Annotated in this window: 21 protein-coding genes; 12 read left to right on the plus strand and 9 right to left on the minus strand. The window is 53.5% G+C overall.

Going from position 1 to position 20,979, the window contains the following annotated elements; genetic code table 11:
* Window positions 1-5: 5 nt before the first annotated feature.
* The 3 genes from IPM50_00745 to IPM50_00755 all read right to left on the minus strand — a co-directional run bounded on the left by IPM50_00745 (window position 6) and on the right by IPM50_00755 (window position 3,204).
* Window positions 6-1,949, minus strand: coding sequence for an ABC transporter ATP-binding protein (locus IPM50_00745; protein QQS33141.1), 1,944 nt, complete (start codon window positions 1,947-1,949; stop codon window positions 6-8).
* 312 nt (window positions 1,950-2,261) lie between these two features.
* Window positions 2,262-2,720, minus strand: coding sequence for a hypothetical protein (locus IPM50_00750; protein ID QQS33142.1), 459 nt, complete (start codon window positions 2,718-2,720; stop codon window positions 2,262-2,264).
* Window positions 2,665-3,204, minus strand: coding sequence for a hypothetical protein (locus IPM50_00755; GenBank protein QQS33143.1), 540 nt, complete (start codon window positions 3,202-3,204; stop codon window positions 2,665-2,667). The genes IPM50_00750 and IPM50_00755 overlap by 56 nt, the downstream gene beginning before the upstream one ends.
* A gap of 6 nt (window positions 3,205-3,210) precedes the next feature.
* Here IPM50_00755 and asnS point away from each other — a divergent pair, with 6 nt between their 5' ends.
* The 8 genes from asnS (at window position 3,211) to IPM50_00795 (ending at window position 10,139) form a co-directional block, all read left to right on the plus strand.
* Complete coding sequence (asnS, locus tag IPM50_00760; GenBank protein ID QQS33144.1) at window positions 3,211-4,584, plus strand: asparagine--tRNA ligase; 1,374 nt, start codon at window positions 3,211-3,213, stop codon at window positions 4,582-4,584.
* A gap of 8 nt (window positions 4,585-4,592) precedes the next feature.
* Window positions 4,593-5,126 carry a hypothetical protein gene (locus tag IPM50_00765; GenBank protein ID QQS33145.1) on the plus strand — a complete coding sequence of 178 codons (534 nt, stop codon included), beginning with the start codon at window positions 4,593-4,595 and terminating at the stop codon, window positions 5,124-5,126.
* Window positions 5,127-5,140: 14 nt separating this feature from the next.
* Window positions 5,141-5,704 (plus strand): zeta toxin family protein, encoded by a 564-nt coding sequence (locus IPM50_00770; GenBank protein QQS33146.1) that lies wholly within the window; start codon window positions 5,141-5,143, stop codon window positions 5,702-5,704.
* Entirely contained in the window at window positions 5,683-5,874 is a 192-nt protein-coding gene (locus IPM50_00775) for a hypothetical protein (protein ID QQS34548.1), read from the plus strand. The genes IPM50_00770 and IPM50_00775 overlap by 22 nt, the downstream gene beginning before the upstream one ends.
* On the plus strand, window positions 5,874-6,332 hold the full coding sequence (locus IPM50_00780) for an OsmC family protein (protein ID QQS33147.1): 459 nt from the start codon (window positions 5,874-5,876) through the stop codon (window positions 6,330-6,332). Before IPM50_00775 ends, IPM50_00780 begins: the two co-directional genes overlap by 1 nt.
* A 50-nt stretch (window positions 6,333-6,382) precedes the next feature.
* Window positions 6,383-7,639, plus strand: coding sequence for a hypothetical protein (locus IPM50_00785; GenBank protein ID QQS33148.1), 1,257 nt, complete (start codon window positions 6,383-6,385; stop codon window positions 7,637-7,639).
* A gap of 517 nt (window positions 7,640-8,156) precedes the next feature.
* Window positions 8,157-8,858 carry a hypothetical protein gene (locus IPM50_00790; GenBank protein QQS33149.1) on the plus strand — a complete coding sequence of 234 codons (702 nt, stop codon included), beginning with the start codon at window positions 8,157-8,159 and terminating at the stop codon, window positions 8,856-8,858.
* 27 nt (window positions 8,859-8,885) lie between these two features.
* Window positions 8,886-10,139 carry an alkaline phosphatase family protein gene (locus tag IPM50_00795; GenBank protein QQS33150.1) on the plus strand — a complete coding sequence of 418 codons (1,254 nt, stop codon included), beginning with the start codon at window positions 8,886-8,888 and terminating at the stop codon, window positions 10,137-10,139.
* Between the two features lie 138 nt (window positions 10,140-10,277).
* On the opposite strand, the gene IPM50_00800 is transcribed toward IPM50_00795, so the two are convergent.
* The 5 genes from IPM50_00800 to IPM50_00820 form a co-directional block, all read right to left on the minus strand.
* Window positions 10,278-11,114, minus strand: coding sequence for a metallophosphoesterase (locus tag IPM50_00800; protein QQS33151.1), 837 nt, complete (start codon window positions 11,112-11,114; stop codon window positions 10,278-10,280).
* 84 nt (window positions 11,115-11,198) lie between these two features.
* Window positions 11,199-12,950, minus strand: coding sequence for a UbiD family decarboxylase (locus tag IPM50_00805; GenBank protein QQS33152.1), 1,752 nt, complete (start codon window positions 12,948-12,950; stop codon window positions 11,199-11,201).
* Window positions 12,951-13,799 (minus strand): 3-hydroxybutyryl-CoA dehydrogenase, encoded by an 849-nt coding sequence (locus tag IPM50_00810; GenBank protein QQS33153.1) that lies wholly within the window; start codon window positions 13,797-13,799, stop codon window positions 12,951-12,953. It abuts the gene before it with no gap.
* A gap of 18 nt (window positions 13,800-13,817) precedes the next feature.
* The gene (locus tag IPM50_00815) at window positions 13,818-15,011 is read right to left on the minus strand and encodes an acetyl-CoA C-acetyltransferase (protein ID QQS33154.1); all 1,194 of its coding nucleotides are present in this window, start codon (window positions 15,009-15,011) and stop codon (window positions 13,818-13,820) included.
* 76 nt (window positions 15,012-15,087) lie between these two features.
* On the minus strand, window positions 15,088-16,362 hold the full coding sequence (locus IPM50_00820) for an acetyl-CoA hydrolase/transferase family protein (protein ID QQS33155.1): 1,275 nt from the start codon (window positions 16,360-16,362) through the stop codon (window positions 15,088-15,090).
* A gap of 70 nt (window positions 16,363-16,432) precedes the next feature.
* On the opposite strand from IPM50_00820, the gene IPM50_00825 reads away from it, so the two are divergent.
* Complete coding sequence (locus tag IPM50_00825) at window positions 16,433-16,789, plus strand: hypothetical protein (GenBank protein QQS33156.1); 357 nt, start codon at window positions 16,433-16,435, stop codon at window positions 16,787-16,789.
* 17 nt (window positions 16,790-16,806) lie between these two features.
* On the opposite strand, the gene IPM50_00830 is transcribed toward IPM50_00825, so the two are convergent.
* On the minus strand, window positions 16,807-17,985 hold the full coding sequence (locus IPM50_00830; protein QQS33157.1) for a proline dehydrogenase family protein: 1,179 nt from the start codon (window positions 17,983-17,985) through the stop codon (window positions 16,807-16,809).
* Between the two features lie 147 nt (window positions 17,986-18,132).
* On the opposite strand from IPM50_00830, the gene IPM50_00835 reads away from it, so the two are divergent.
* The 3 genes from IPM50_00835 (at window position 18,133) to IPM50_00845 (ending at window position 20,974) form a co-directional block, all read left to right on the plus strand.
* On the plus strand, window positions 18,133-19,602 hold the full coding sequence (locus tag IPM50_00835; GenBank protein ID QQS33158.1) for a proline--tRNA ligase: 1,470 nt from the start codon (window positions 18,133-18,135) through the stop codon (window positions 19,600-19,602).
* A 120-nt stretch (window positions 19,603-19,722) separates the two neighbouring features.
* Window positions 19,723-20,301 (plus strand): sigma-70 family RNA polymerase sigma factor, encoded by a 579-nt coding sequence (locus tag IPM50_00840; protein QQS33159.1) that lies wholly within the window; start codon window positions 19,723-19,725, stop codon window positions 20,299-20,301.
* Between the two features lie 13 nt (window positions 20,302-20,314).
* Window positions 20,315-20,974: a hypothetical protein gene (locus IPM50_00845; GenBank protein QQS33160.1), complete on the plus strand. Its 660-nt coding sequence runs from the start codon at window positions 20,315-20,317 to the stop codon at window positions 20,972-20,974.
* The last annotated feature ends 5 nt before the right edge of the window (window positions 20,975-20,979 follow it).

The raw sequence follows: 20,979 nt of genomic DNA on the forward strand, positions 1-20,979 counted from the left end.
TTCTCCTAAAGTTTCGTCGCGGCGAGGTCCTCGGCCGTGCCGGTGAAATCCTCGCCCGGATTCACGAAAAGATTCTGCTCAAAACGATACTGCTTGTCGTAAAGCTGCTTGTACCGTCCGTTCGTCGCGATGAGTTCGTCGTGCGTGCCGCGTTCCAGAATTTCGCCGGCCTCGATCACAAGTATCTGATCGGCGGAGCGGATGGTTGAAAGCCGGTGTGCGATAACAAAGGTCGTGCGTCCCTTTCGCAGATTGTTCAGCCCTTCCTGAATGAGAGCTTCCGATTCGCTGTCGAGCGATGACGTCGCTTCGTCGAGTATCAGTATCTTCGGATCTGCGAGCAAAGCCCTCGCGATGGCGATACGCTGACGCTGGCCGCCGGAGAGCTTTACTCCGCGTTCGCCGACGATAGTATCGTAGCCGTTCGGGAACTTTTCGATGAACTCGTCCGCGTTCGCGATGCGGCAGACCTCCTTTATCGCGTCGATGCCGGCTTCCGGGTCGGCGAAGCGGATATTTTCGAGGATCGTGCCGTCGAAAAGAAAATTGTCTTGCAGCACCACGCCGAGCAGCCGTCTGTAATCGCGGAGCCTGACGCTTTGCAGATCGCGGCCGTCTATCAGAATGCTGCCCGCGTCGGACCGCAGGCTGCCAGCCTGCAACTTGTCAGAACCGCCTGCGGTAGCGGGCGGTTGAGTTAAACCACCCGCTACCGCAGGTGGCTCTGACTTGGTCGGCTGGATAAAATTCAGAACCAGCGATAGGATCGTCGATTTGCCGGAGCCCGAAGAACCGACGAGAGCGGTCGTCGTGCCGGCGTCGGCGGTGAATGATATACCTTTGAGCACCGGCACGCCCGGCTCGTATTCGAACCACACATTGTCAAATTCGATCTTTCCTTCGGCGGACGGTATCGGTTCCCGCTTCGCGTCCTCCTCGGTCTCGGTGGTCATCGACATCACCTCGCGGATGCGGTCGAGCCCCGCGAGTGCCTCGGTGACCTGCGTGCCGATGGCGGCGAGTTCGATGATCGGCAGTGCGAGGAGGAACGTGAACGAGATGTACATCAGAAAATCGCCGAGCGTCATCGTTTCGGCACGCAGGGCGTTGCCGCCGACGAGCATCATCACTACGGCGACGGCGCCGATCACGATGGCGGCGAAGGAATTTATCGCGGAAACGCCCGTCACCGTTTTGGCGACGTTGCGAAACAGCCGATGTGCGCCGCGTGCGAACGAGAGTTCCTCGCGTTTTTCGGCGGTGTAGGCCTTAACTATGCGAATTCCGCCGAGAGATTCGCCCAAACGCCCCGTCACCTGAGCCGTTATCTCGCCGCGTTCGCGGAAAACGGGCCGCAGCACCTTAAATGCGTACAGCAGAAACCCGCCGAATACCAGCAGCACGGCGATGGTGGCGATAGTCAGCAGCCAGTTCAGATAAAACAGCACGCCGATGGAGATGGTCGCGGTGACGAGGCTGCCCAGAATTTGCCCAAGTCCCGTGCCGACGAGGTTGCGGATGCCTTCCGCGTCGTTCATGATCCGCGAAATGAGCTGGCCGGTCTGCGTCGAATCAAAATACGATATCGGCAGGCGTTCGACGTGCGTCTGCACGCGTTTTCGCATCTCGGTTATCGCACGCTGTGCCGCCACGCCGAGTATCTGCGACAGCGCAAATCCGGTCGCTCCCTGTATCAGCGTCGCCAGCCCGACCGCCAGAGCGATCCATTTCAGCAGCTCGAAATTGCGGTTCGTGAATATCTCGTCGCCGATGTATTTCGTCGAAGCGGGCAGCACCATTCCCGCGAGCCTCGAAACAAGCAGCAGAACGCTCCCCAACGCCAGCCGCCAGCGTGCGTCCCAGACGATCTTCCTCGCCTCGGCCCACGCACCCGTGTAGCTGATCTTCTTTTTGCCCTTTTCCGAGCCGCCGCCCGCATCATCCGCCATTCGTTACAGTGTTCGCCCGCAAAACCTACAAGTCAAGCCCGCACCGTGTCGCACCGCACGCCCGCCGGCCTGCATCCTATTTGCACAAGCCCGCGCGTGAGCAAGGGCGATAGCGAACGACCGGCACAAACGAAGAAGCCGCACGCATCTTCTGCCCGCGTTCTTTCCGCCTGACCATGCTCCGGATATCGCCCCTGCACAAGCCCGCAAGTGAGCAAGGGCGATAGCGAACGACCGGCACAAACGAAGAAGCCGCACGCATCTTCTGCCCGCGTTCTTTCCGCCTGACCATGCTCCGGATATCGCCCTTGCTCACGCGCGGGCTTCTGCAGCTTGGTGTTTGCGGTCGCGGAGATCGGTTGAATTTAGGCAATTTCGGTGTTCAGCAGCGTCGCTGAAGCGTTCAGTGGCGTCGCTGAAGTGTTCAGCAGCGTCGCTGAAGCGTTCAGCAGCGTCGCTGAAGCGTTCAGCAGCGTCGCTGAAGCGTTCAGCAGCGTCGCTGAAGTGTTCAGTTGCGTCGCTGAAGCGTTCAGTAGCGTCGCTGAAGTGTTCAGTTGCGTCGCTGAAGCGTTCAGCAGCGTCGCTGAAGCGTTCAGTTGCATCGCTGAAGTGTTCAGTGGCGTCACTGAAGTGTTCAGTTGCGTCGCGTATCCGTTCGGCGGACCGGCGGTACGATTCGCGAGTACGACCGCAGGATTCCGGGGTCCGAATACGGTCAGGAATGATACCAATATTCGACGGCGCGCATTGGCTCCAAATTTCCGCTTGCATTTTCCACTTTGCCGGGAATATAATCCGCTTTACCTGTTAAGAACTCAACGGTGCTGAACGCGGTAAAGCCTTCGAAAAGGCTCGAGAAAAGATCGCCCTCGATCCATGGCGGCCTTTGGTCGGGGTTTTTTCGGATGAATTCCGCCTGTTCCCGGGCGGCGCGTTCGAACATTTTCAGCGAACCGGGCGAAAGATACGGCGAAAGCTCGTCCATCTGCTCCTTTTTCGGCATGCCGCTGACGCCCATGTGGTAGAGCCGCGAATAGAATTCATCCGTCACGGCGGCGGCCGTCTTTGTCTGTGCGAATGCGGCCGGTGCGGCCGATAACAGCATCACAGCGGCTAATGTCAGTATCTGTGCGGCACGTCTCATCATCATCCGCTCCATGTCGGGAAAGTTGCGAACAGTGTGCGTCTTGTTCGCCGAAGTGTCAACGAACGCGGCGGCATTCTTTTGCGGGAGCCGCGAATCGTTTAGAATCAAATTTTTATGCAGCAGACATATATCGATCAACTGAAAGATCACATCGGCGAAGCGGTCACGTTGAAGGGCTGGCTTTATAACAAGCGTTCGAGCGGAAAGCTCGTGTTTTTGCAGCTGCGTGATGGGACGGGCATCGTGCAGTGTGTGGTATTCAAGCCGAACGACGAGGCGTTGTACGACCTGGCGGATTCGTTGGGGCAGGAATCTTCGATCATCGTCAACGGAACCGTGAAAGAGGACGCGCGTTCGCCGATCGGCGTCGAGCTCGACGTGACCGCGATCGAGGTGCTGCAGAACGTCCACGATTATCCGATCACGCCGAAAGAACACGGCACCGATTTTCTGATGGACAACCGCCATCTGTGGATACGTTCGAAAAAACAGCACGCCGTTCTCAAGATCCGCCATACGGTGATCAAGGCAGTGCGCGATTATTTTGACGGGCAAGGTTTCACGCTCGCCGATACGCCGATATTCACGCCGGCCGCTTGCGAAGGCACGACGACGCTGTTCGAGGTGGATTATTTTGGCGACGACAAGGCCTATTTGACGCAGTCTGGACAGCTTTATAACGAAGCGACCGCCGCCGCATTTGGCAAGAGCTATGCGTTCGGGCCGACGTTTCGTGCCGAGAAATCGAAGACGCGGCGGCATCTCACCGAATTCTGGATGGTCGAGCCCGAGGTCGCCTACGCCGGCTACGAAGACATGATGGACCTCGGCGAAGGCCTGATCCTGTTCATCGTCGATCGTGTCCTCAACGACCGCAAACATGAACTCGCCACGCTCGAACGCGATACCGCTGTTCTCGAAGCGATAAAAGGCCCGTTCCCGCGGCTGCATTACGACGATGCAGTGAAGATGCTGCAGGAGGGCTACGATAAAGGTGAACTGGCCGGGGCGCAGGCTGCCAGCCTGCCCGGCCAAGGTGCGGAAGATGCAGGCAAGCTGCCTGCGGTCCGGCGATTTGAATGGGGTGGTGATTTCGGTTCGCCCGACGAGACCTATCTGTCGAAGCAGTTCGGGCTGCCGGTTTTTGTGCATCACTTCCCGACCGCGATCAAAGGTTTTTATTTCGAGGTCGACAAAGATCGCCCCGAATGCGCCCTCGGCATCGACCTGCTCGCCCCCGAAGGCTACGGCGAGATCATCGGCGGCGGCGAACGCGCGACTTCGCTTGAGTATCTCGAGTCGCAGCTAAAACATCACAACCTGCCGCAGGAGATATTCGAATGGTATCTCGACCTCCGCCGCTACGGCTCCGTCCCCCACGCCGGCTTCGGCATGGGCATCGAACGCACCGTCGCCTGGATGGCCGGCATCGAACACGTGCGGGAAACAATACCATTCCCGAGGATGTTGTATAGGTTGAGGCCGTAAGGTTATTAGTGAGTCTTTTTAAAGAACTTATGTCGGAACGGCTAACGGAACTTATTGACGAAATTCGTTCGGCGTTTGCTGATGTTTCTCGTGGCGAGGGCATCTCGCTTCATCAAGCCAAAGCGATCGATGAAAGGAAGTCTCCCGAACATCAGCTTGCCGAACGACGACGTGATATTGAAAAATGTTGGCAAGATATTCCATGTGAGGAAATCATCGAATGCGAATCCGCGCTGTCTTTTTTTGACCCCGCTGGTTTTAGATATTACCTGCCAGCTTTTATGTTGTGTGGTCTGAATTCCCACCAACCAATATTTGAAGAAATACTACATTCCTGCACATTCCATCTATTGAAAGAAAGTGAGGTGTCATTGCGAGAATCAGAACCTGCACGAATTGCGATCAATTTTGGTTTTTCTACAGCACAGTGTAGGGCAATCGCAAAATTCTTACGATTTGTCGTCGGCCCGGACGACGTGAATAGTCGCGAGGGGCCAACTACATTGCGTGCCGTCGCCAAATGGGAGGAATTTGTTAGCTAGAATTCGCACTAATCATGCCGAACGTCGTTATCATCGCGGGTCCGAACGGAGCGGGAAAATCAACGCTTGCACCGCATTTGCTACGTGATACGCTAAACATTACTGAATTTGTTAACGCCGATACGATTGCCGAAGGCCTTTCGGCATTTGCACCGGAGCGAGCGGCATTTGATGCGGGGCGAGTGATGTTAAAGCGTTTGGATGATCTAGGCTCATCCGGACAAGATTTTGCTTTCGAAACAACCCTTGCGACGCGGTCATATATCAAGAGGATTAGAGATCTTATAGAAAGTGGCTATCGGGTTAATTTAATCTTCCTATGGCTTAAAAGCCCGGAACTTGCGATCGAACGTGTTGCGGAACGCGTGAGAACCGGCGGACATTACATTCCGACCGAAGTGATCCGGCGGCGTTACGAACGAGGCTTGAGTAACTTGTTTACTTTTTACATGCCCGCGGTAAGCGCTTGGAGTGTGCGCGATACGAATCTCGCCGGATCTGTTGAGATCGCGCGTTATAATGAGAAAGAAGGCGAAAGTATTATTGACCAAGAAAAATGGAAGATCATAAAACAGTAAAAGAAGATTCAGTCGATCTGCTTGTAGAGTACGCAGACGAAATAGACGCGGCGTGTAAACTTGCGGTTCGCGAAGCCCTAAAGAAACACAAGCTCGCGGGCAATGCGATTGCTGTGTCTCAGAATGGAAAGGTTGTGTTGCTCCGGTCGGATGAGATCGAAATAGCCTAATGGGAATTTACAGAGCAAAGGTATCCTGGGTCTCTGACACCCCAGATACTTTCACCAAAAACCGCTATTCACGCGGCCACAAGTGGTCGTTTGACGGCGGAGTGACGGTTCCCGCGTCGAGTTCACCGCAAGTGGTTAACAGATACTCGGTCGAGGCGGCGATCGATCCTGAGGAAGCGTTGGTCGCGTCAGTCTCGGCGTGTCATATGTTGACATTTCTCTATCTGGCGGCGAGGGCCGGCTTTCGGATCGATGCTTATTCAGATAATGCGGCAGGCGAAATGGCAGCAAACGACAACGGCAAACAGTGGCTAGCGAAGATCACGCTTGACCCGCAGATCGAATGGGCGGGTGACAAACTGCCGACCGCCGACGAGATCGTTGACCTGCATCATCGTGCACACGAGGAGTGTTATATCGCGAATTCGATCAGGTCTGAGGTCGTCGTAAAGAAGTGAAAATTTCCCGCAAAGGGGCAAAATAGACAAAGGACGCAGAGGAAGAAAGTATGAAGAAGCGGTCGTTCAGGTTGGGTAGTAGTTTAGTTCTTGTCGCGGCGTTAGCGTTTTCGGCGTTTGGCCAGCAATTGGTCTCATCGTCAACGAACGCAACGATGACGGCTGCTGAATTGAACGAGCGGATGGCGAAAGCGTTCGGCAGTTACGCTCCGGCTCCGTTCGAAACCAGCGTCGAGCTCATCAAGGTCACTTACACATCGCTCGACGCCAAAAACAGGCGTGCGAATCTCACAGGCCTCGTCGCCTTGCCGGTCGGCGGTGCCCCAAAAGGGCTCGTCGTTTATTGCCACGGCACGACTGTCGATCGTGATCGTTCGCCGTCGCGTTTCAAAGGCAAAGGCGAGGCTCCGGAGACGATCGAGGCGATCACGGGGCTTGCTTCTGGCGGTTATGCGGTCGTTTTGCCCGATTACATTGGGCTCGGCGATCATCAGGCGGCTCATCCGTATCCGCTTAGTAAAGTAAATGCACGTTCCGGCGTCGATATCATTCCGGCGGCTCGCGAACTTATTCGTCAGCGCAACTACAACGCCGGTCCGCAGCTTTACATCACCGGTTATAGCGAGGGCGGCGGCGTCGCGATGGCATTGACTCAGGCTCTGCAAGCGATGGTCGGGCCGGAATACAGCGTCACGGCGTCCGCGCCTGCTGCCGGGCCGTACGATCTGTCGGGTGCGACACGCGAAGCGATCCTCGCTGAGACCGGCGAGCAGGTCGGCTTTGTCACGCGGCTTTATCTTACGTCGTATGGTGTCAATTATCTGGTCAAAGAAAAGGGCATGAAATGGCGGGATTTCTTCAAACCTGCCCTCGCTAACGCCCTCGCTCTCAATTACCGTGGCGATCACACCGACGATGGTCTGATCAAGACCATCGGCATAACAACGACGCTCATGCGTTCGAAAAATCGGCTCTCAAATGCGATGCAGCCGGCGTTCCTGAACGCAATGCGTCGCAATGACAGCCGCAATCTGTTCGTGCGGATGCTCAAAGAGAACGACGTTTACGACTGGGCACCGACGCGGCCGATGCTGCTCGTCGCTCTCGAGGGCGACACCGTCGTCACATACCAGAACACTGAGAACGCTTACAACGCAATGCGTCGTCGAGGCGTCAGTACGAGCACCTTAAAACGATTTACCTTTCGCGACGCCGAGCTCAATCACATAACCGCGATCGCTCCGTCGATGTCGGTCGTGCGTAGGTTCTTTGACGGCGGATTCGCGGCCGTGCCTGAGGCAAGATAGGGCGGGCCGTAGATCAAGCTCGGCAGAACGCCTCTGTCGATAACTATTGATCTCGGAATCGTTAATTGACGCGTCAGCAGCGGTCAAGAAAGCGCTTCATATAAAACATTTTAGCAAGATCGCGTTTATTTGCGGCATTTTTCGGTTTTGGTTAGCTCAACTGTCGAAGTGTTTACGTCAAAATAAAATGTATCGCGGTGATGATACATTTGTAGTTAATGCAAAGTCGCCGTAGAACTGCTTTCACAAAATGTATCAATATTATGATACATCGCGATCAGCAGACATTGCGTTGTCGTTTCAACAACTGAAAATGTATCAGCGTGATGATACAAAATAAGCTGAGCAACACGAGCGAATAAACTGCGATCTGAGAATGTATTAGCGTTGTGATAAAAATGCGTATTGCAAGAAAACCATTGCGTCCGAATGTTAGAAAATGTATCGTATGTATGATACATTGTATCTGAAAGATGATACATTGCATTTCACCTCACTTTAAAGGCAGGACGAATATATGCGGCCCGATCAGCGATGGTTTCCGACGAGTAGAGCCGAACGTGTGGCGTGGTTTCATAATTTTGCGACCGTTTTTACAGATATCGGCATTGGTCTTGGGTTTTCTCAGGCCGAGATCGACTCCGTCAATGCTGACAACGCCATCGTAAAAGCCTCAGCCAACGCGATCGCGAGCGTGAGAGCGTTCGATCGAGCCGTGATCGCCTTTGAACGGAATGCTCTCAGCGGCAGATCGACCGGAGCAACGCTTTCGTTCCCTGCAACACCGGAATTTGCGATGCCGCCGATGGTAAAGAATGGCGTTTTCGAGCGTCTCGAACGCCTCGTCAGGCGAATTCGGCTCGCGAACGGCTACAACGAAGATGTCGGCGTTCAATTGGGCATCGTGCCCACGCGTTCTCGGGCCATCGATGTCTCGCAGGTCGTTCCCTCCTTCAGGATGTCGACCTCGGGCGATAAATATTCGTTCGCTGTTAAGGCCGCCAAACGCGGCTATGACGGCTTTCGCGTCGAATATCGCCGAAATATGACGAACGAATGGGAATCGACGCCGACTTTTACACGTTCTCCGGCTCAGATCCGCGTAAAACCGACAAAATTTGGCGAACCTGAACTCCTGCATGTCCGCATTCGAATGGTAAAGGCCGATCAGGCGGTCGGAAAATACTCCGACGAGCAGACGGTTGTGATATTGCCGTAACGTTTTGACTGCTATAATAGCGGTAAAATGACACACAAACTTAGAAATGATCTCATCGTCGCGATCGTGATGGTCTTCGCGTTCGCTGCCTTGCCGGCGTTTGCTCAGCAGCCGATCGAGGACCTCAAGCCGACGGTCATTCTGATCTCGCTCGACGGGTTTCGCTACGATTACGTCGATAAATACGAGGCTCCGACGATCAGGCGGCTCGCGACTGAGGGCGTGCGGGCGAAATGGATGATCCCGTCGTTCCCGACGAAGACGTTCCCGAATCATTACACGGTCGTGACGGGGCTTTATCCCGCAAATCACGGGCTGGTTGAGAACAATGTTTTCGATTTCGGCACCGTTTTTACGATGTCCAAACGCGAAGAGGTCGAGAACCCGCGTTGGTGGGGCGGCGAGCCGATCTGGGTGACCGCAGAGTCGCAAGGCCAGATCGCGGCGTCGTTCTTTTGGGTCGGCAGCGAGGCAAAGGTAAAGGATAGACAGCCCACGTATTGGAAACGCTACGACGGAAAAGTGCCGAACGAAGAGCGCGTCGATACCGTGTTAAGTTGGCTCGATCTGCCGCGTGAAAAGCGGCCTACGATCATCACGCTCTATTTCAGCGATACGGACGATGCCGGCCACGCTGCCGGCCCCGATTCGGAAGCGGTAAAGAACGCGGTCAAAAAGGTCGATGGCGATATCGCGAGGCTTGTCGAAGGGCTAAAGAAGCGCAAGATCGACGGAAAGGCGAACATTATCATCACTTCCGATCACGGCATGGCGGCGGTGCCGGCGGGCAACGTCGTTTATATATATCGTGCTTTGCGTGAGGAGTGGTTGGAACGCGATCCGATCACGACCGGCGAGATCTGGCAAATTTGGCCCAAGCCAGAGCGAACCGACGAGATGATGACGGCTCTCGCACGGCTTGAGAACACAACGTGTTGGCGAAAGGCAGACATTCCCGACCGTTTTCACTACAAACAAGGTGCCCGCGTTGCTCCTGTCATCTGTTCGGCGAAGCTAGGCTGGTCGATGTCCGCAAACAAACGTCCGCCCGCAAGGCCGCCGACGACTAACGATGCCCGCGTCCGCGGAGCTCACGGATTCGACAATCAGTACCAGGAAATGCAGGCGACTTTCATCGCCCATGGCCGCGCGTTCAAAAAGAACAAGACCGTCGAGCCGTTCGCCAACGTCGAGGTCTATAACGTGATGTGCAAGATTTTAGGCATCAAACCCGCCCCGAACGACGGCGACCTGCGACGAGTAAAGTCGATGTTGAGGTAAGGGAATTTGAACCGCGGAGACGCAGAGACGCTGAGATAAGGCACAGTAATTATCCTATGTGTGTCCTGAAGCGCTTCCAAGGCTCAATCCGTCTTAGCCCAAAAATCATTTCTTCTCTGCGTCTCAGCGTCTCTGCGGTTAATTCCCCGATCGAATCGTCAACACCGCGATCTCCGGCGGGACCATGAACCGAAACGGCAACACGCTCGTGCCGATGCCGGATGTGACGAAAAGATCGACATTATTCTCACGAACGTGTCCATAAGCGTATTTTTGCCCGTACGACGACGGGATTCCCGGACGTCCGAGGATCGGCAGCCAGATCTGCCCACCGTGCGTATGTGCCGCGATCATTAGCCGCAGTTCGTCAGAGATAGAAAGCTCGCCGGTGATGACCGGAAACACGTCCGGACTGTGTTGGAGCACAATAAGGTCTCCGGCGCCTGAAGCTTCTGCAATAGAGCGCAGTTCAGCTGAAGTTTCCTTCCACGATTTTTGCATCTGAAGATGATCGAGCGTGCCAAACAGCCGCAACGGCTTTCCGTTGTGCTCAATTACAGCAACTTCGTTCTGCAGAACACGGATCCCCGCGGCCGTCAGCTCGCCTGCAATATGCTTGTCGCCGTGCCAACCGTCATGATTTCCCATAACCGCAAATACGCCGTATTTCGCTCGCAGTCCGCCAAGTTTCCGCGCAATAAGACTGACGTCCATAAGCGGACGGCTCGGCTTGGGCACCGAATAGACATATCCATAGCAAACATAATCGCCGAGCATAACTATGAGATCTGCACTCTGTGCATTGGCAGCCGAAACTACGCGATCAAGCATGTCCTCGTCGACGCCATTCGAGCCGCCATGAACGTCACCTATTGCAACGATCTTCAGATCGTCAAATGCCGGATCTAGATGTTTGATATGCAAGTTAGCGGGGTTAATGACGAGCCGGTGAGGTTCGATGAGGTACGCGTACAATAGGCCGGCGAATGCTGCAATGGCCAGCAGTAGAGCAATTAAAGAAAGCTTCTTCGTTCTTGGCTGCAATTTTCAGTTTCGGACTCAAGCGAAGTACTCGTTCCAACGGTTATCGACCAATTTTACGATATCATCGCGCGCCTCGACCTCTTTGGGATACCACGGCTTCATTCGTGCATCGATGACGACGGGAGCCGAGTAGCCGATGTGGTTATTCTTCATTTGGACATCTTTTGCGTATATGTCAGATGCCGGGTCAAAACGTGTCCACGTCGCCCACAAAAACTTCTCTGTCGAACGCGCATATTCGATGCTGTCGTGTACGACGATCATTTGCCATTCGTCGAAGTTGCCCGAACGAGCGATGCGTTCCGCAAGATCTTTGTCAGTTTCGTAACTGTCCGCTTCGACTACCAGACACCCGCCGCAAAAGGGTTCCGCAGCACGGACCCCGCCAGGCAATTCGCCGCGAAACTCACGAGCGAGTTCCCTTTTCGCCTCGCCCATGCCCATCAAGATCGCCTTGCTGCCGTAATTGATCTTGCCGCTGGCATAATCGAGCGTGTCGAACGCCGTCTGCGTGAAAATATGCAGATCGCGGTACCAATCCACGCGTGCGAGGATGTGCTCGAACAGCGATCTGAAATCACGAAGGTCCTGCGGCGTATCGGTCAAAAGCAAAAACTTGGTCAACGCAAGCTGGCCCTCGCCGAGGATGCGAAATCCGGCCGACAGCCCTTCGCGTCCATAACGTTCGCGAACGACCGCCGCCGACAGCGAATGAAATCCCGTCTCGCCGTAACTCCACAGGTCACGAACCGCAGGCATTACAAGCGGAAAAAGCGGCGAGAGAAGCTCTTGGAGATAATCACCGATGAAGAAATCTTCTTGACGCGGTTTACCGACGACGGTCGCGGGATAGATCGCGTCTTTGCGGTGAAAGACCGCGTCCGCGTGAAACACCGGATAATCATGAACCAGCGAATAATAACCGTAATGATCACCAAACGGCCCTTCGGGCCGCCGATCGTGCGGCGGGACGTGCCCGCAGATCGCGAATTCTGCCTCTGCGATCAAGCGATGATGGCCGTCTAGCGGATTATCTGCCATTCCGATCTTTGAACCTGCCAGAAGCGAAGCAAGCATAAGCTCGGGAATTCCCTCAGGCAGCGGAGCGATCGCCGACAAGATCATCGCGGGCGGCCCACCGAGGAAAAGCGTGGTGTTTAGCGGCTTGTTCTGCTGTTCTGCCTCGTAATAATGAAATCCGCCGCCTTTGCCGATCTGCCAATGAATGCCGGTCGTCGTTTTGTCGTACCGCTGGATGCGATACATCCCGAGGTTGTGTTTGCCGTCAACGGGGCTTTCCGTGTAAACGAGCGGCAGCGTAACAAAATGCCCGCCGTCCTCGTGCCATAGCTGCAGGAGCGGCAGCTTTTCGAGATCGACCGTCGACTGTCGCGATTCTAGTACGGGAGCACTGCGAATCTTCTTTGTTCCAAGCTTCGCCGCAGTGAACGCGAGGTCGCGAAAGCCCCAAAGCTTGTCAAGCTTTGGCGGCAATAACTCCTCAGCCGCGTGAACCGCACGCTTTACAAATTCCAGCGGCTTCGGCCCAAAAGCGAGATCGATCCGTCTTTTGGTGCCGAACAGATTCGTCACCACGGGAAAGGACGAGCCTTTTACGTTCGTGAACAGCAACGCCTTGCCTTGTTCATCGATCACGCGTCGGTGTATCTCAGCTATCTCAAGATACGGATCGACCTCAGCCGAGACCTCGACGATCTCGTTCTCGCGTCGGAGGAGGTCGATGAAAGACCGCAGATCCTTGTGCATTTATGCGTAATCGTAAAAGCCCTTGCCGCTCTTTCTGCCGAGCCAGCCGGCATCAACATATTTCTTGAGCAGAGGACATGGCCGGTATTTGGGGTCTCCCAGGCCTTCGTGGAGCACGTTCAAGATCGCCAAGCATACATCAAGGCCGATGAAGTCGGCTAGCGTTAGCGGACCCATCGGATGATTCATGCCGAGCTTCATGATCTCGTCGATCGATTCTTTGGTTGCGACGCCTTCATGCAATGCAAAGACGGCTTCGTTGATCATCGGCATCAGAACGCGATTGGATACAAAGCCGGGATAGTCATTGCATTCGACCGGCGTCTTTCCGAACTGTTCGGAAAGAGATTTCACCTTTGAGTAGGTTTCGTCCGAGGTCGCGATCCCGCGGATCACTTCGACCAGCTTCATCAGAGGAACCGGATTGAAGAAGTGCATTCCGATCACCTTATCGGGACGACCGGTGACCGCGGCGATCTTGGTGATCGATATTGACGAGGTATTCGAAGAAAGGATAGCATCAGTGCCGCAGATCTGATCGAGTTGTTCAAAGATCTGCTTCTTGATGTCAAAACTCTCTGTTGCGGCCTCTACGACGAGAGTGCAATCCTTAAGATCGCCAAGTTCCGTCGTTGTCCTGATACGCCCAAGGATCTCAGCTTTTTGATCTTCAGTCATCGTTTCTTTTTTTACAAAACGATCGAGACTCTTGCTGATGTTTGCGACACCGCGTTCTACAAGTTCGGGTTTGATGTCACACATTACGACATCAAAACCTGATGCTGCGGCTGTTTGTGCAATGCCGTTTCCCATGGTTCCGGCACCTATTACTCCGATGATCTCACTCATAAGTTTAGATTGATTTTCTTAGTCACGCTCGACAGCCAGTGCGACCGAATTTCCGCCGCCGAGACAAAGCGCAGCAACTCCCTTCTTGGCTCCCCGACGTTTCATTTCGTGTAGAAGTGTCGTAAGGATGCGCGAGCCCGAATTGCCAATGGCATGGCCCATTGCGACGGCACCGCCGTTGACGTTGACCTTTTCCATGTCGAGCCCAAGCTCTTTCATCACGCCGAGAGCCTGAACTGAAAACGCCTCGTTAAGTTCGAACAGATCGACATCGGCCATCTCCCAGCCGGCCTTTTTAAGAACATTCAGTACGCCTTGGACCGGAGCGAGCATGATCATTTTTGGTTCGATCCCCGAAGTTGCGGATGCAACTATGCGGGCGAGCGGCTCGACGCCGAGTTCGGCGGCTTTTTCCGCAGAGGTCACGACCACTGCTGAAGCTCCATCATTGACGCCCGGCGCATTACCCGCAGTTACGGTGCCACCGTCGCGTTTGAATGCAGGCTTCAGTTTCGCGAGAGCTTCGACGGTAGTATCCGGGCGGACCGGTTCGTCATAGTCAAGCACGATGGGGTCACCCTTCTTTTGCGGTATCTCGATAGGAACTATCTCTTCGGAGAAACGGCCCGCTGCCTGTGCCTCGGCCGCTTTTCGGTGCGAGTTGAATGCAAAGTCGTCTTGCTGTTCCCGAGTGACCTCGCATTTCTCCGCAACGACCTCGCCGGTGTTTCCCATATGCCAGTTCTCGAACGGGCACCAAAGCCCATCATGGATCATAAGGTCGGTAACTGTCTGATTCCCCATGCGATAGCCGTCGCGAGCTCCGGGCATTGCATACGGGATGTTCGACATTGATTCCATACCGCCCGCAACCACGACCTCAGAATCGCCCAACTGGATCGCCTGAGATGCGAGGGCGACCGATCTGAGACCGGAGCCGCAAACCATATTCACCGTCAAAGCCGAGACCTCGGGCGGCAAGCCTGCCTTCAACGCAGCTTGCCTTGCAGGCGCCTGGCCGATACCTGCCTGCACAACGCAGCCCATAATCACCTCGTCGACTTCGGCGGCTTTTATACCGGCTCTGGAAACTGCTTCTTTGATCGCAATAGCTGCAAGGTCAGGAGCGGAAAAGGGTTTCAAAAGTCCCTGAAACTTTCCGGTTGGCGTTCGTACGGCACTTATAATTACTGCCTTTCTGTTATCACTCATGGTCTGATCGTTATCTCCAATATAAAAGAAATATATCCAAAGGGTCAGAATATCACAGCGAACTTCGGGTCGCTATTCAACGGCTTTTGAATCTTTCGAAAGCCTCGCGTTCAAGCATCTCGCGATTGTCGGGATGTGCGATCCGTATCAACTCGTGTGCCCTCTGTCGGAGATTCTTGCCGTACAGATTGGCAACGCCAAACTCTGTAACGACGTAATGAACGTTCGCCCGTGTCGTTACAACCCCTGCACCCGAACGGAGCTGAGGAACGATCTTGCTCTCGCCTCTCGACGTTGCAGACTGAAGAGCGATGATCGGTTTTCCGCCCGGCGACAGCGATGCACCGCGAATAAAGTCCATTTGTCCGCCCACTCCTGAATACTGAAATGTTCCGATCGAATCCGCACAGATCTGCCCCGTCAGGTCGACCTCGATCGCGCTGTTGATCGCCGTGACCTTTGGGTTGCGGCGTATGACTGACGTGTCATTCACGTATTCGATGTCAAGCATAAGAACCTGCGGATTGTCGTCGATAAAGTCATATAGACGTCTTGTTCCCATCACAAAGCCTGCGACTATCTTGCCGGGATGCTTCAGTTTCTTGCGGCCATTTACAACGCCTTGTTCAACGAGCGGAATGACACCGTCCGAGAACATTTCAGTATGTATGCCAAGATCCTTATGGTGGTTAAGCGAGTTAAGGACCGCATTGGGTATGCTGCCGATACCCATTTGCAGTGTTGCTCCATCCTCAACCATTTCGGCAATGAAGTTCCCGATAGCAATGTCTGCAGGCGTCAGGTCCGGTACGGGTACCTCAGCAAGCGGAAGATCGACCTCGACAAGGTGATCGATCTTATCAACATGAAGAAGGGCGTCCCCAAGCGTTCTCGGCATCTGCGGATTAACTTGTGCGATCACGGTCTTCGCACAGTCTGCGGCCGCACGAGCTACATCGACAGAAACGCCTAGAGAACAAAAGCCGTGCTTGTCAGGGGGCGAAACGTGCAGCAATGCAGCATCAAGCGGCAACACGTTCTGTCGAAACAACGCCGGGATCTCTGAAAGAAAAACAGGAATGTAGTCAGCTCGGCCCTCGTTCACGGCCTTTCGAACATTCCCGCCGACAAAAAATGCATTCACCCGAAAACTCTCTGAAAGCTCCGGTGTTGCGTATGGAGCCTCCCCTTCAGTGTGTAGGTGGACCAGCTCAACATTGCGGAGTTCATCCTTTCGATCAGTAAGGGCGCGGATCAAAACGCCCGGAGCTGCGGCTACGCTGTGTATGAAGACCCGATCGCCGCTTTTTACTACCTTGAGTGCGTCATCCGCAGTTGTGTATTTCGTCATAGGTTCGAGGTGTGTTGCAAGAGCCTTGCAGGTCATTCTTGCAACTATCAATATGCTAATCTATTGAATTATGTCCCAGGTACTGGAGCCCGGAGATTTTCTTGTCTACCAACTTGAGGCCGGTTTCGGTTTGCTGCGGCTGCTTGCAGCCGATGGCGAGGGCGATGAAACGGTTTGGCATGTATGTGCATACGAGGATTTTTATCCGGATGTGGATATGGCGGTTTCCGTGATCACCGAGAGAGAACCGCGCAAGTCAATCGAACACATCACCCTCACCAACAGGGCTTTTGAAAGCACTCAGGTCGCAAAGCTTTTGAATCTCCCTATTTCTGCCCGCGAGAAAGATCTCGTCGAGGTTTGGCGTTCTTCGGGACCGCGAGAGGTCTCCGACCGATCCATTAGGCTCCTGCTCGGATTTCGTTGACACAGTCTAAACTCCGTTCAAAGCAGTCCGCGGCGTCCAAGTTCTCTTTTTAGCATCTCCAATTCCCGCGACATGTGGCCGGCGGCAGAAGAATTCTCTTCAGCCCGTCTTATCAGGTACGGCACCGAATCGGCAACAGGGCCGTACGGAACATATTTCGAGACGTTGAATCCATGCTTGGCAAGAACATACGAGATGTTGTCACCCATTCCGTAAAGCTGTGAGAAATGGATGTTCGGGTGGTTTCGAGGGATCTGGAGTTCCTCCATCCGACGGGCTAACAGCAACGTGCTTGCTTCGTTGTGTGTGCCGGCAACGAAGGCGGTGTCCTCATGGTGTTTCAGGCAGTATTCGATCGCCGCGTCAAAATCGGCATCCGTCGCAGGTTGGTCCCGGTGGATCGGTGACGGGTAACCGTTCGCCTCGGCCCGTTCGCGTTCCTTTTCCATGTATGCACCGCGTACAAGTTTGACCGCATAAAAGTAGCCGTTCTTTGCCGCTTCACGTCGAGACTCTTTCAAAAACTCGAGCCGGTCATGTCGATACAACTGGATCGTGTTGAATATGATCGGGCGCTCTCTATTGAACTTCTCCATCATATCGGTGACCATTCGGTCGATCGCATCTTGGATCCACGATTCTTCAGCGTCGATGAACAGCGGCTGGCCGATCTCGTAAGCAAATTGGCAGATATCCGCTACGCGCTTGTGGATACGTTCACACTTCGCCTGGCTTTTTGCGTCGAGCTTCTTCTTTGAACTCATCCGTTCGAGTGTCCCGAGCGGAGCGATCCCGGATACTTTAAAAACCGAGAAAGGGATGTTGTCATCATTTCTAGCTCGTTCGATGGCTCTCAGGATCTCGTCTTTGGTGCCGTCGAAATCCTCTTCACGCGTCTTTCCTTCTACGGAATAATCTAAAATAGTACCGATCCCTGCACGGCCGAGCTTATCGATCACCCGGGAGCATTCTTCGATGGTTTCGCCGCCGCAGAATTGTTCGTATATCGTCGCCTTTATCATGCTCTCGACCGGCAAACCGATCGAAAGTGCAAATTTCGCTGCGGTTGTGCCGAGCGAGTTAAGGACCGGCGAGTTCAACAGCTTGAAAAGCCTGTATTTTTCACGCAGTTGAGAATCCGTCTTGTCCGCGTATGCGGTCTCGGTATCAAGAAAATCAAGGAAGAATTCGCTCATAAAGCGGAAAGTTTAACACAGACTTCATCAGGCGAACACTCACAGAGATGCCTTCCGTCTTTTACCTTTAATTGTGAAGCCAACGCATTTCCCGTATCATCCTAGTTTTATATCAGAAACAACGAAACAAGTTATTAGCAGCATTTTATGAGCAAAGGACTACCAAAAAGATCAGAGAATTATTCCGAATGGTACAACGAGATAGTTAAGCGTGCGGACCTTGCTGAAAACTCGGCGGTTCGGGGCTGTATGGTCATAAAGCCCTACGGTTTTGCCATCTGGGAAAAGATGCAGCGGGCACTTGACGATATGTTCAAGGCGACTGGACATCAGAATGCATATTTCCCGCTGTTCGTGCCCAGATCTTTCTTAGAAAAAGAAGAAGAGCATGCTGAAGGCTTCGCAAAAGAATGTGCCGTCGTCACCCATTACCGACTTAAAGCGGACGGTGAAGGCGGATTAATGGTCGATCCAAATGCAAAACTGGAAGAGGAATTGATAATTCGTCCTACCTCCGAAACGGTAATTTGGAACGCCTATAAGAACTGGATACAGTCCTGGCGCGATCTGCCTATATTGGTAAATCAGTGGGCTAATGTAGTCCGTTGGGAAATGCGTACGAGGATCTTTCTACGAACGGCCGAATTCCTTTGGCAAGAAGGACACACCGCTCACGCAACAGAGAAAGAAGCAATTGCGGAAACCGAGCAGATGCTTGATGTATATGCCGATTTTGCCGAGAACTGGATGGCACTGCCGGTCATAAAGGGTGTAAAAACGCCAAACGAACGATTTGCCGGCGCCGTAGAGACATATTGCATAGAAGGCCTCATGCAGGACGGCAAAGCACTTCAATGCGGAACGTCGCATTTTCTTGGTCAGAATTTTGCGAAGTCATTTGATGTGAAATTCGTCAACAAGGAGAATCAGCTCGAATACGCGTGGGCGACGAGCTGGGGTGTTTCCACGCGATTGATGGGTGCTTTGATAATGGCACATTCGGACGACCACGGCCTCGTATTACCTCCAAAACTCGCCCCGATTCAGGTCGTCATCGTTCCGATCTACAAGTCGCCCGAAGACCTTGCCGCGATCTCTGAAAAGGTCGAGCCGATCGTGAAAGAGTTGAAGGCCGCCGGCATTTCGGTCAAGTTCGACGATAGCGATAATCAGCGTTCGGGTTGGAAGTTTGCGGAATACGAGCTGCGAGGAGTTCCGATCCGTCTTGGTTTGGGTATGAGGGACCTGGAGAACGGAACGATAGAGGTCGCCCGACGAGATACGCTCACAAAGGAATCAATGCCGATCGACGGCATTGCCGAATCAGTTAAGACCTTGCTGGATGAGATCCAAGCTAGTGTTTATAAACGTGCTTTGGATTTCCGCGAAGCTAACACCTTTCCGGTGGATGATTGGGATGAGTTTTGCGAAAGAGTTGAGAAGGGCGGTTTCGTACTTGCTCACTGGGACGGCACATCAGAAACTGAGGAGCAAATAAAGGAGAAGACAAAGGCAACGATCAGGTGTATTCCGTTAAACGCACTCGCCGAAAGCGGCAAATGCATACTTACGGGGAATGCTTCAGGCAAAAGGGTTCTTTTCGCAAAAGCTTACTAAAAAGAACACTATATTTCTTCAACTATTACCTGGCCCGCAGCGTCTTAATTTGCGTAAGCGGGCCTTTTGTCCGCGCGTTATTTGACGGTTCTCGTGGTAAATTGTCGGTGACACGAGTTGATGCTGCGAAACAAGACGGATGAAGAGCTTGTCGAACTGGCTGTATCGCATGATGCGGACGCCTTCGGCGAAATCGTTAGAAGGTGGGAACGAAAGATCTTCGCTCTTTGCTTCGGCATGCTTTCTCGGGAAGAAGATGCGAGAGACGCTTCGCAGGAGACGTTCATTGCGGCTTATCGAAACATCGGTTCATTCCGGGGAGATGCTAAGGTTTCGTCCTGGCTTCATCGGATCGCGGTCAATCAGTGTCTGACCATAATGCGGCGGCGAAAAGCCCGCCCTGAAGACCTTATCGATGAAGAGCAAGCGGCATCTGACCGCATCTTCAGCGTTCCTGTCGAAAAGGCTCCGGGCGGCATCGCTGAAAGAAAAGAACGGATAGAGGCTGTCAGGCGTGCCGTAAATTCGCTGCCTTTTGAACTTAAAGAAGTGGTGATCATGAAAGAGTTTGAAGAAATGACCTTTCAGGAAATATCCGAAACCCTTTCAATTCCGCTCAGCACCGTCAAAAGCCGTGTTTATACGGCCTTAAGGCAACTCCGTTCGAAACTGGAGAAGAGCGAATTAGAAGTAATTTAGGGAGCAACCCGGAATGGATACGATGGAGAAATGCAATCGGAAAAGCGAGATCGTTGAACTTGTCTATGACGAGGCGGAAACGGCATACCTCACCGAGCTTCGCTCACATCTTTCATCGTGTAAAGAGTGTACCAATGAATTCAATTCCCTGTTTGCTGTGCGCACGAATGTTGTAGATTTCAGAAAGGATGTCTTCGAGCCTTTAGTGACACCGGTATTTGCGTTTCCCTCGGCCGACATCTCAGAGCAAAGCTCGAAGAGTATTTTGGGTTGGTTGGAAGGTTTGCGATATGCCTTTGCCGTAAAAGTATCATTTGCGGGAATATTACTGGCGGTTCTTGCAGGGTTGTTTTTCCTCATATACCTCGAAAGACCCGATGAGGTCCAGGTTGCGTCGAATACGGCGGCACCTTCATCCATAGACTCCGCTCAAGCTGAAAAGGATCCTTTGCCTACGCGACCCGCACCATTGACCGCCTCAAATGATATGGTGAATATCCCGGAAAAAGTAACCGAAACACCGCGTCGGAATAGGAGCGTAGGGACGGCTAAGACCAAGAAAGCGGCAGCAGCGGTGAAATCGGTAAATCGTCGAAATGAGAATCAGCAGACCGAAGATTTTGCCGACGATTCTTTGCGGCTTGCAGATCTATTGGAACAGATCGGAGGTTAACTACA

Source organism: Acidobacteriota bacterium (assembly GCA_016700075.1).
Taxonomy (GTDB): domain Bacteria; phylum Acidobacteriota; class Blastocatellia; order Pyrinomonadales; family Pyrinomonadaceae; genus OLB17.

Bases quoted from the DNA above. Each gene is read 5' to 3' on its own strand.
- IPM50_00745 (QQS33141.1), bottom strand. From the start codon at position 1,949: ATGGCGGATGATGCGGGCGGCGGCTCGGAAAAGGGCAAAAAGAAGATC.
- IPM50_00750 (QQS33142.1), bottom strand. From the start codon at position 2,720: ATGCAAGCGGAAATTTGGAGCCAATGCGCGCCGTCGAATATTGGTATC.
- asnS (QQS33144.1), top strand. From the start codon at position 3,211: ATGCAGCAGACATATATCGATCAACTGAAAGATCACATCGGCGAAGCG.
- IPM50_00770 (QQS33146.1), top strand. From the start codon at position 5,141: ATGCCGAACGTCGTTATCATCGCGGGTCCGAACGGAGCGGGAAAATCA.
- IPM50_00775 (QQS34548.1), top strand. From the start codon at position 5,683: ATGGAAGATCATAAAACAGTAAAAGAAGATTCAGTCGATCTGCTTGTA.
- IPM50_00780 (QQS33147.1), top strand. From the start codon at position 5,874: ATGGGAATTTACAGAGCAAAGGTATCCTGGGTCTCTGACACCCCAGAT.
- IPM50_00785 (QQS33148.1), top strand. From the start codon at position 6,383: ATGAAGAAGCGGTCGTTCAGGTTGGGTAGTAGTTTAGTTCTTGTCGCG.
- IPM50_00790 (QQS33149.1), top strand. From the start codon at position 8,157: ATGCGGCCCGATCAGCGATGGTTTCCGACGAGTAGAGCCGAACGTGTG.
- IPM50_00795 (QQS33150.1), top strand. From the start codon at position 8,886: ATGACACACAAACTTAGAAATGATCTCATCGTCGCGATCGTGATGGTC.
- IPM50_00805 (QQS33152.1), bottom strand. From the start codon at position 12,950: ATGCACAAGGATCTGCGGTCTTTCATCGACCTCCTCCGACGCGAGAAC.
- IPM50_00810 (QQS33153.1), bottom strand. From the start codon at position 13,799: ATGAGTGAGATCATCGGAGTAATAGGTGCCGGAACCATGGGAAACGGC.
- IPM50_00815 (QQS33154.1), bottom strand. From the start codon at position 15,011: ATGAGTGATAACAGAAAGGCAGTAATTATAAGTGCCGTACGAACGCCA.
- IPM50_00820 (QQS33155.1), bottom strand. From the start codon at position 16,362: ATGACGAAATACACAACTGCGGATGACGCACTCAAGGTAGTAAAAAGC.
- IPM50_00825 (QQS33156.1), top strand. From the start codon at position 16,433: ATGTCCCAGGTACTGGAGCCCGGAGATTTTCTTGTCTACCAACTTGAG.
- IPM50_00830 (QQS33157.1), bottom strand. From the start codon at position 17,985: ATGAGCGAATTCTTCCTTGATTTTCTTGATACCGAGACCGCATACGCG.
- IPM50_00835 (QQS33158.1), top strand. From the start codon at position 18,133: ATGAGCAAAGGACTACCAAAAAGATCAGAGAATTATTCCGAATGGTAC.
- IPM50_00840 (QQS33159.1), top strand. From the start codon at position 19,723: ATGCTGCGAAACAAGACGGATGAAGAGCTTGTCGAACTGGCTGTATCG.
- IPM50_00845 (QQS33160.1), top strand. From the start codon at position 20,315: ATGGATACGATGGAGAAATGCAATCGGAAAAGCGAGATCGTTGAACTT.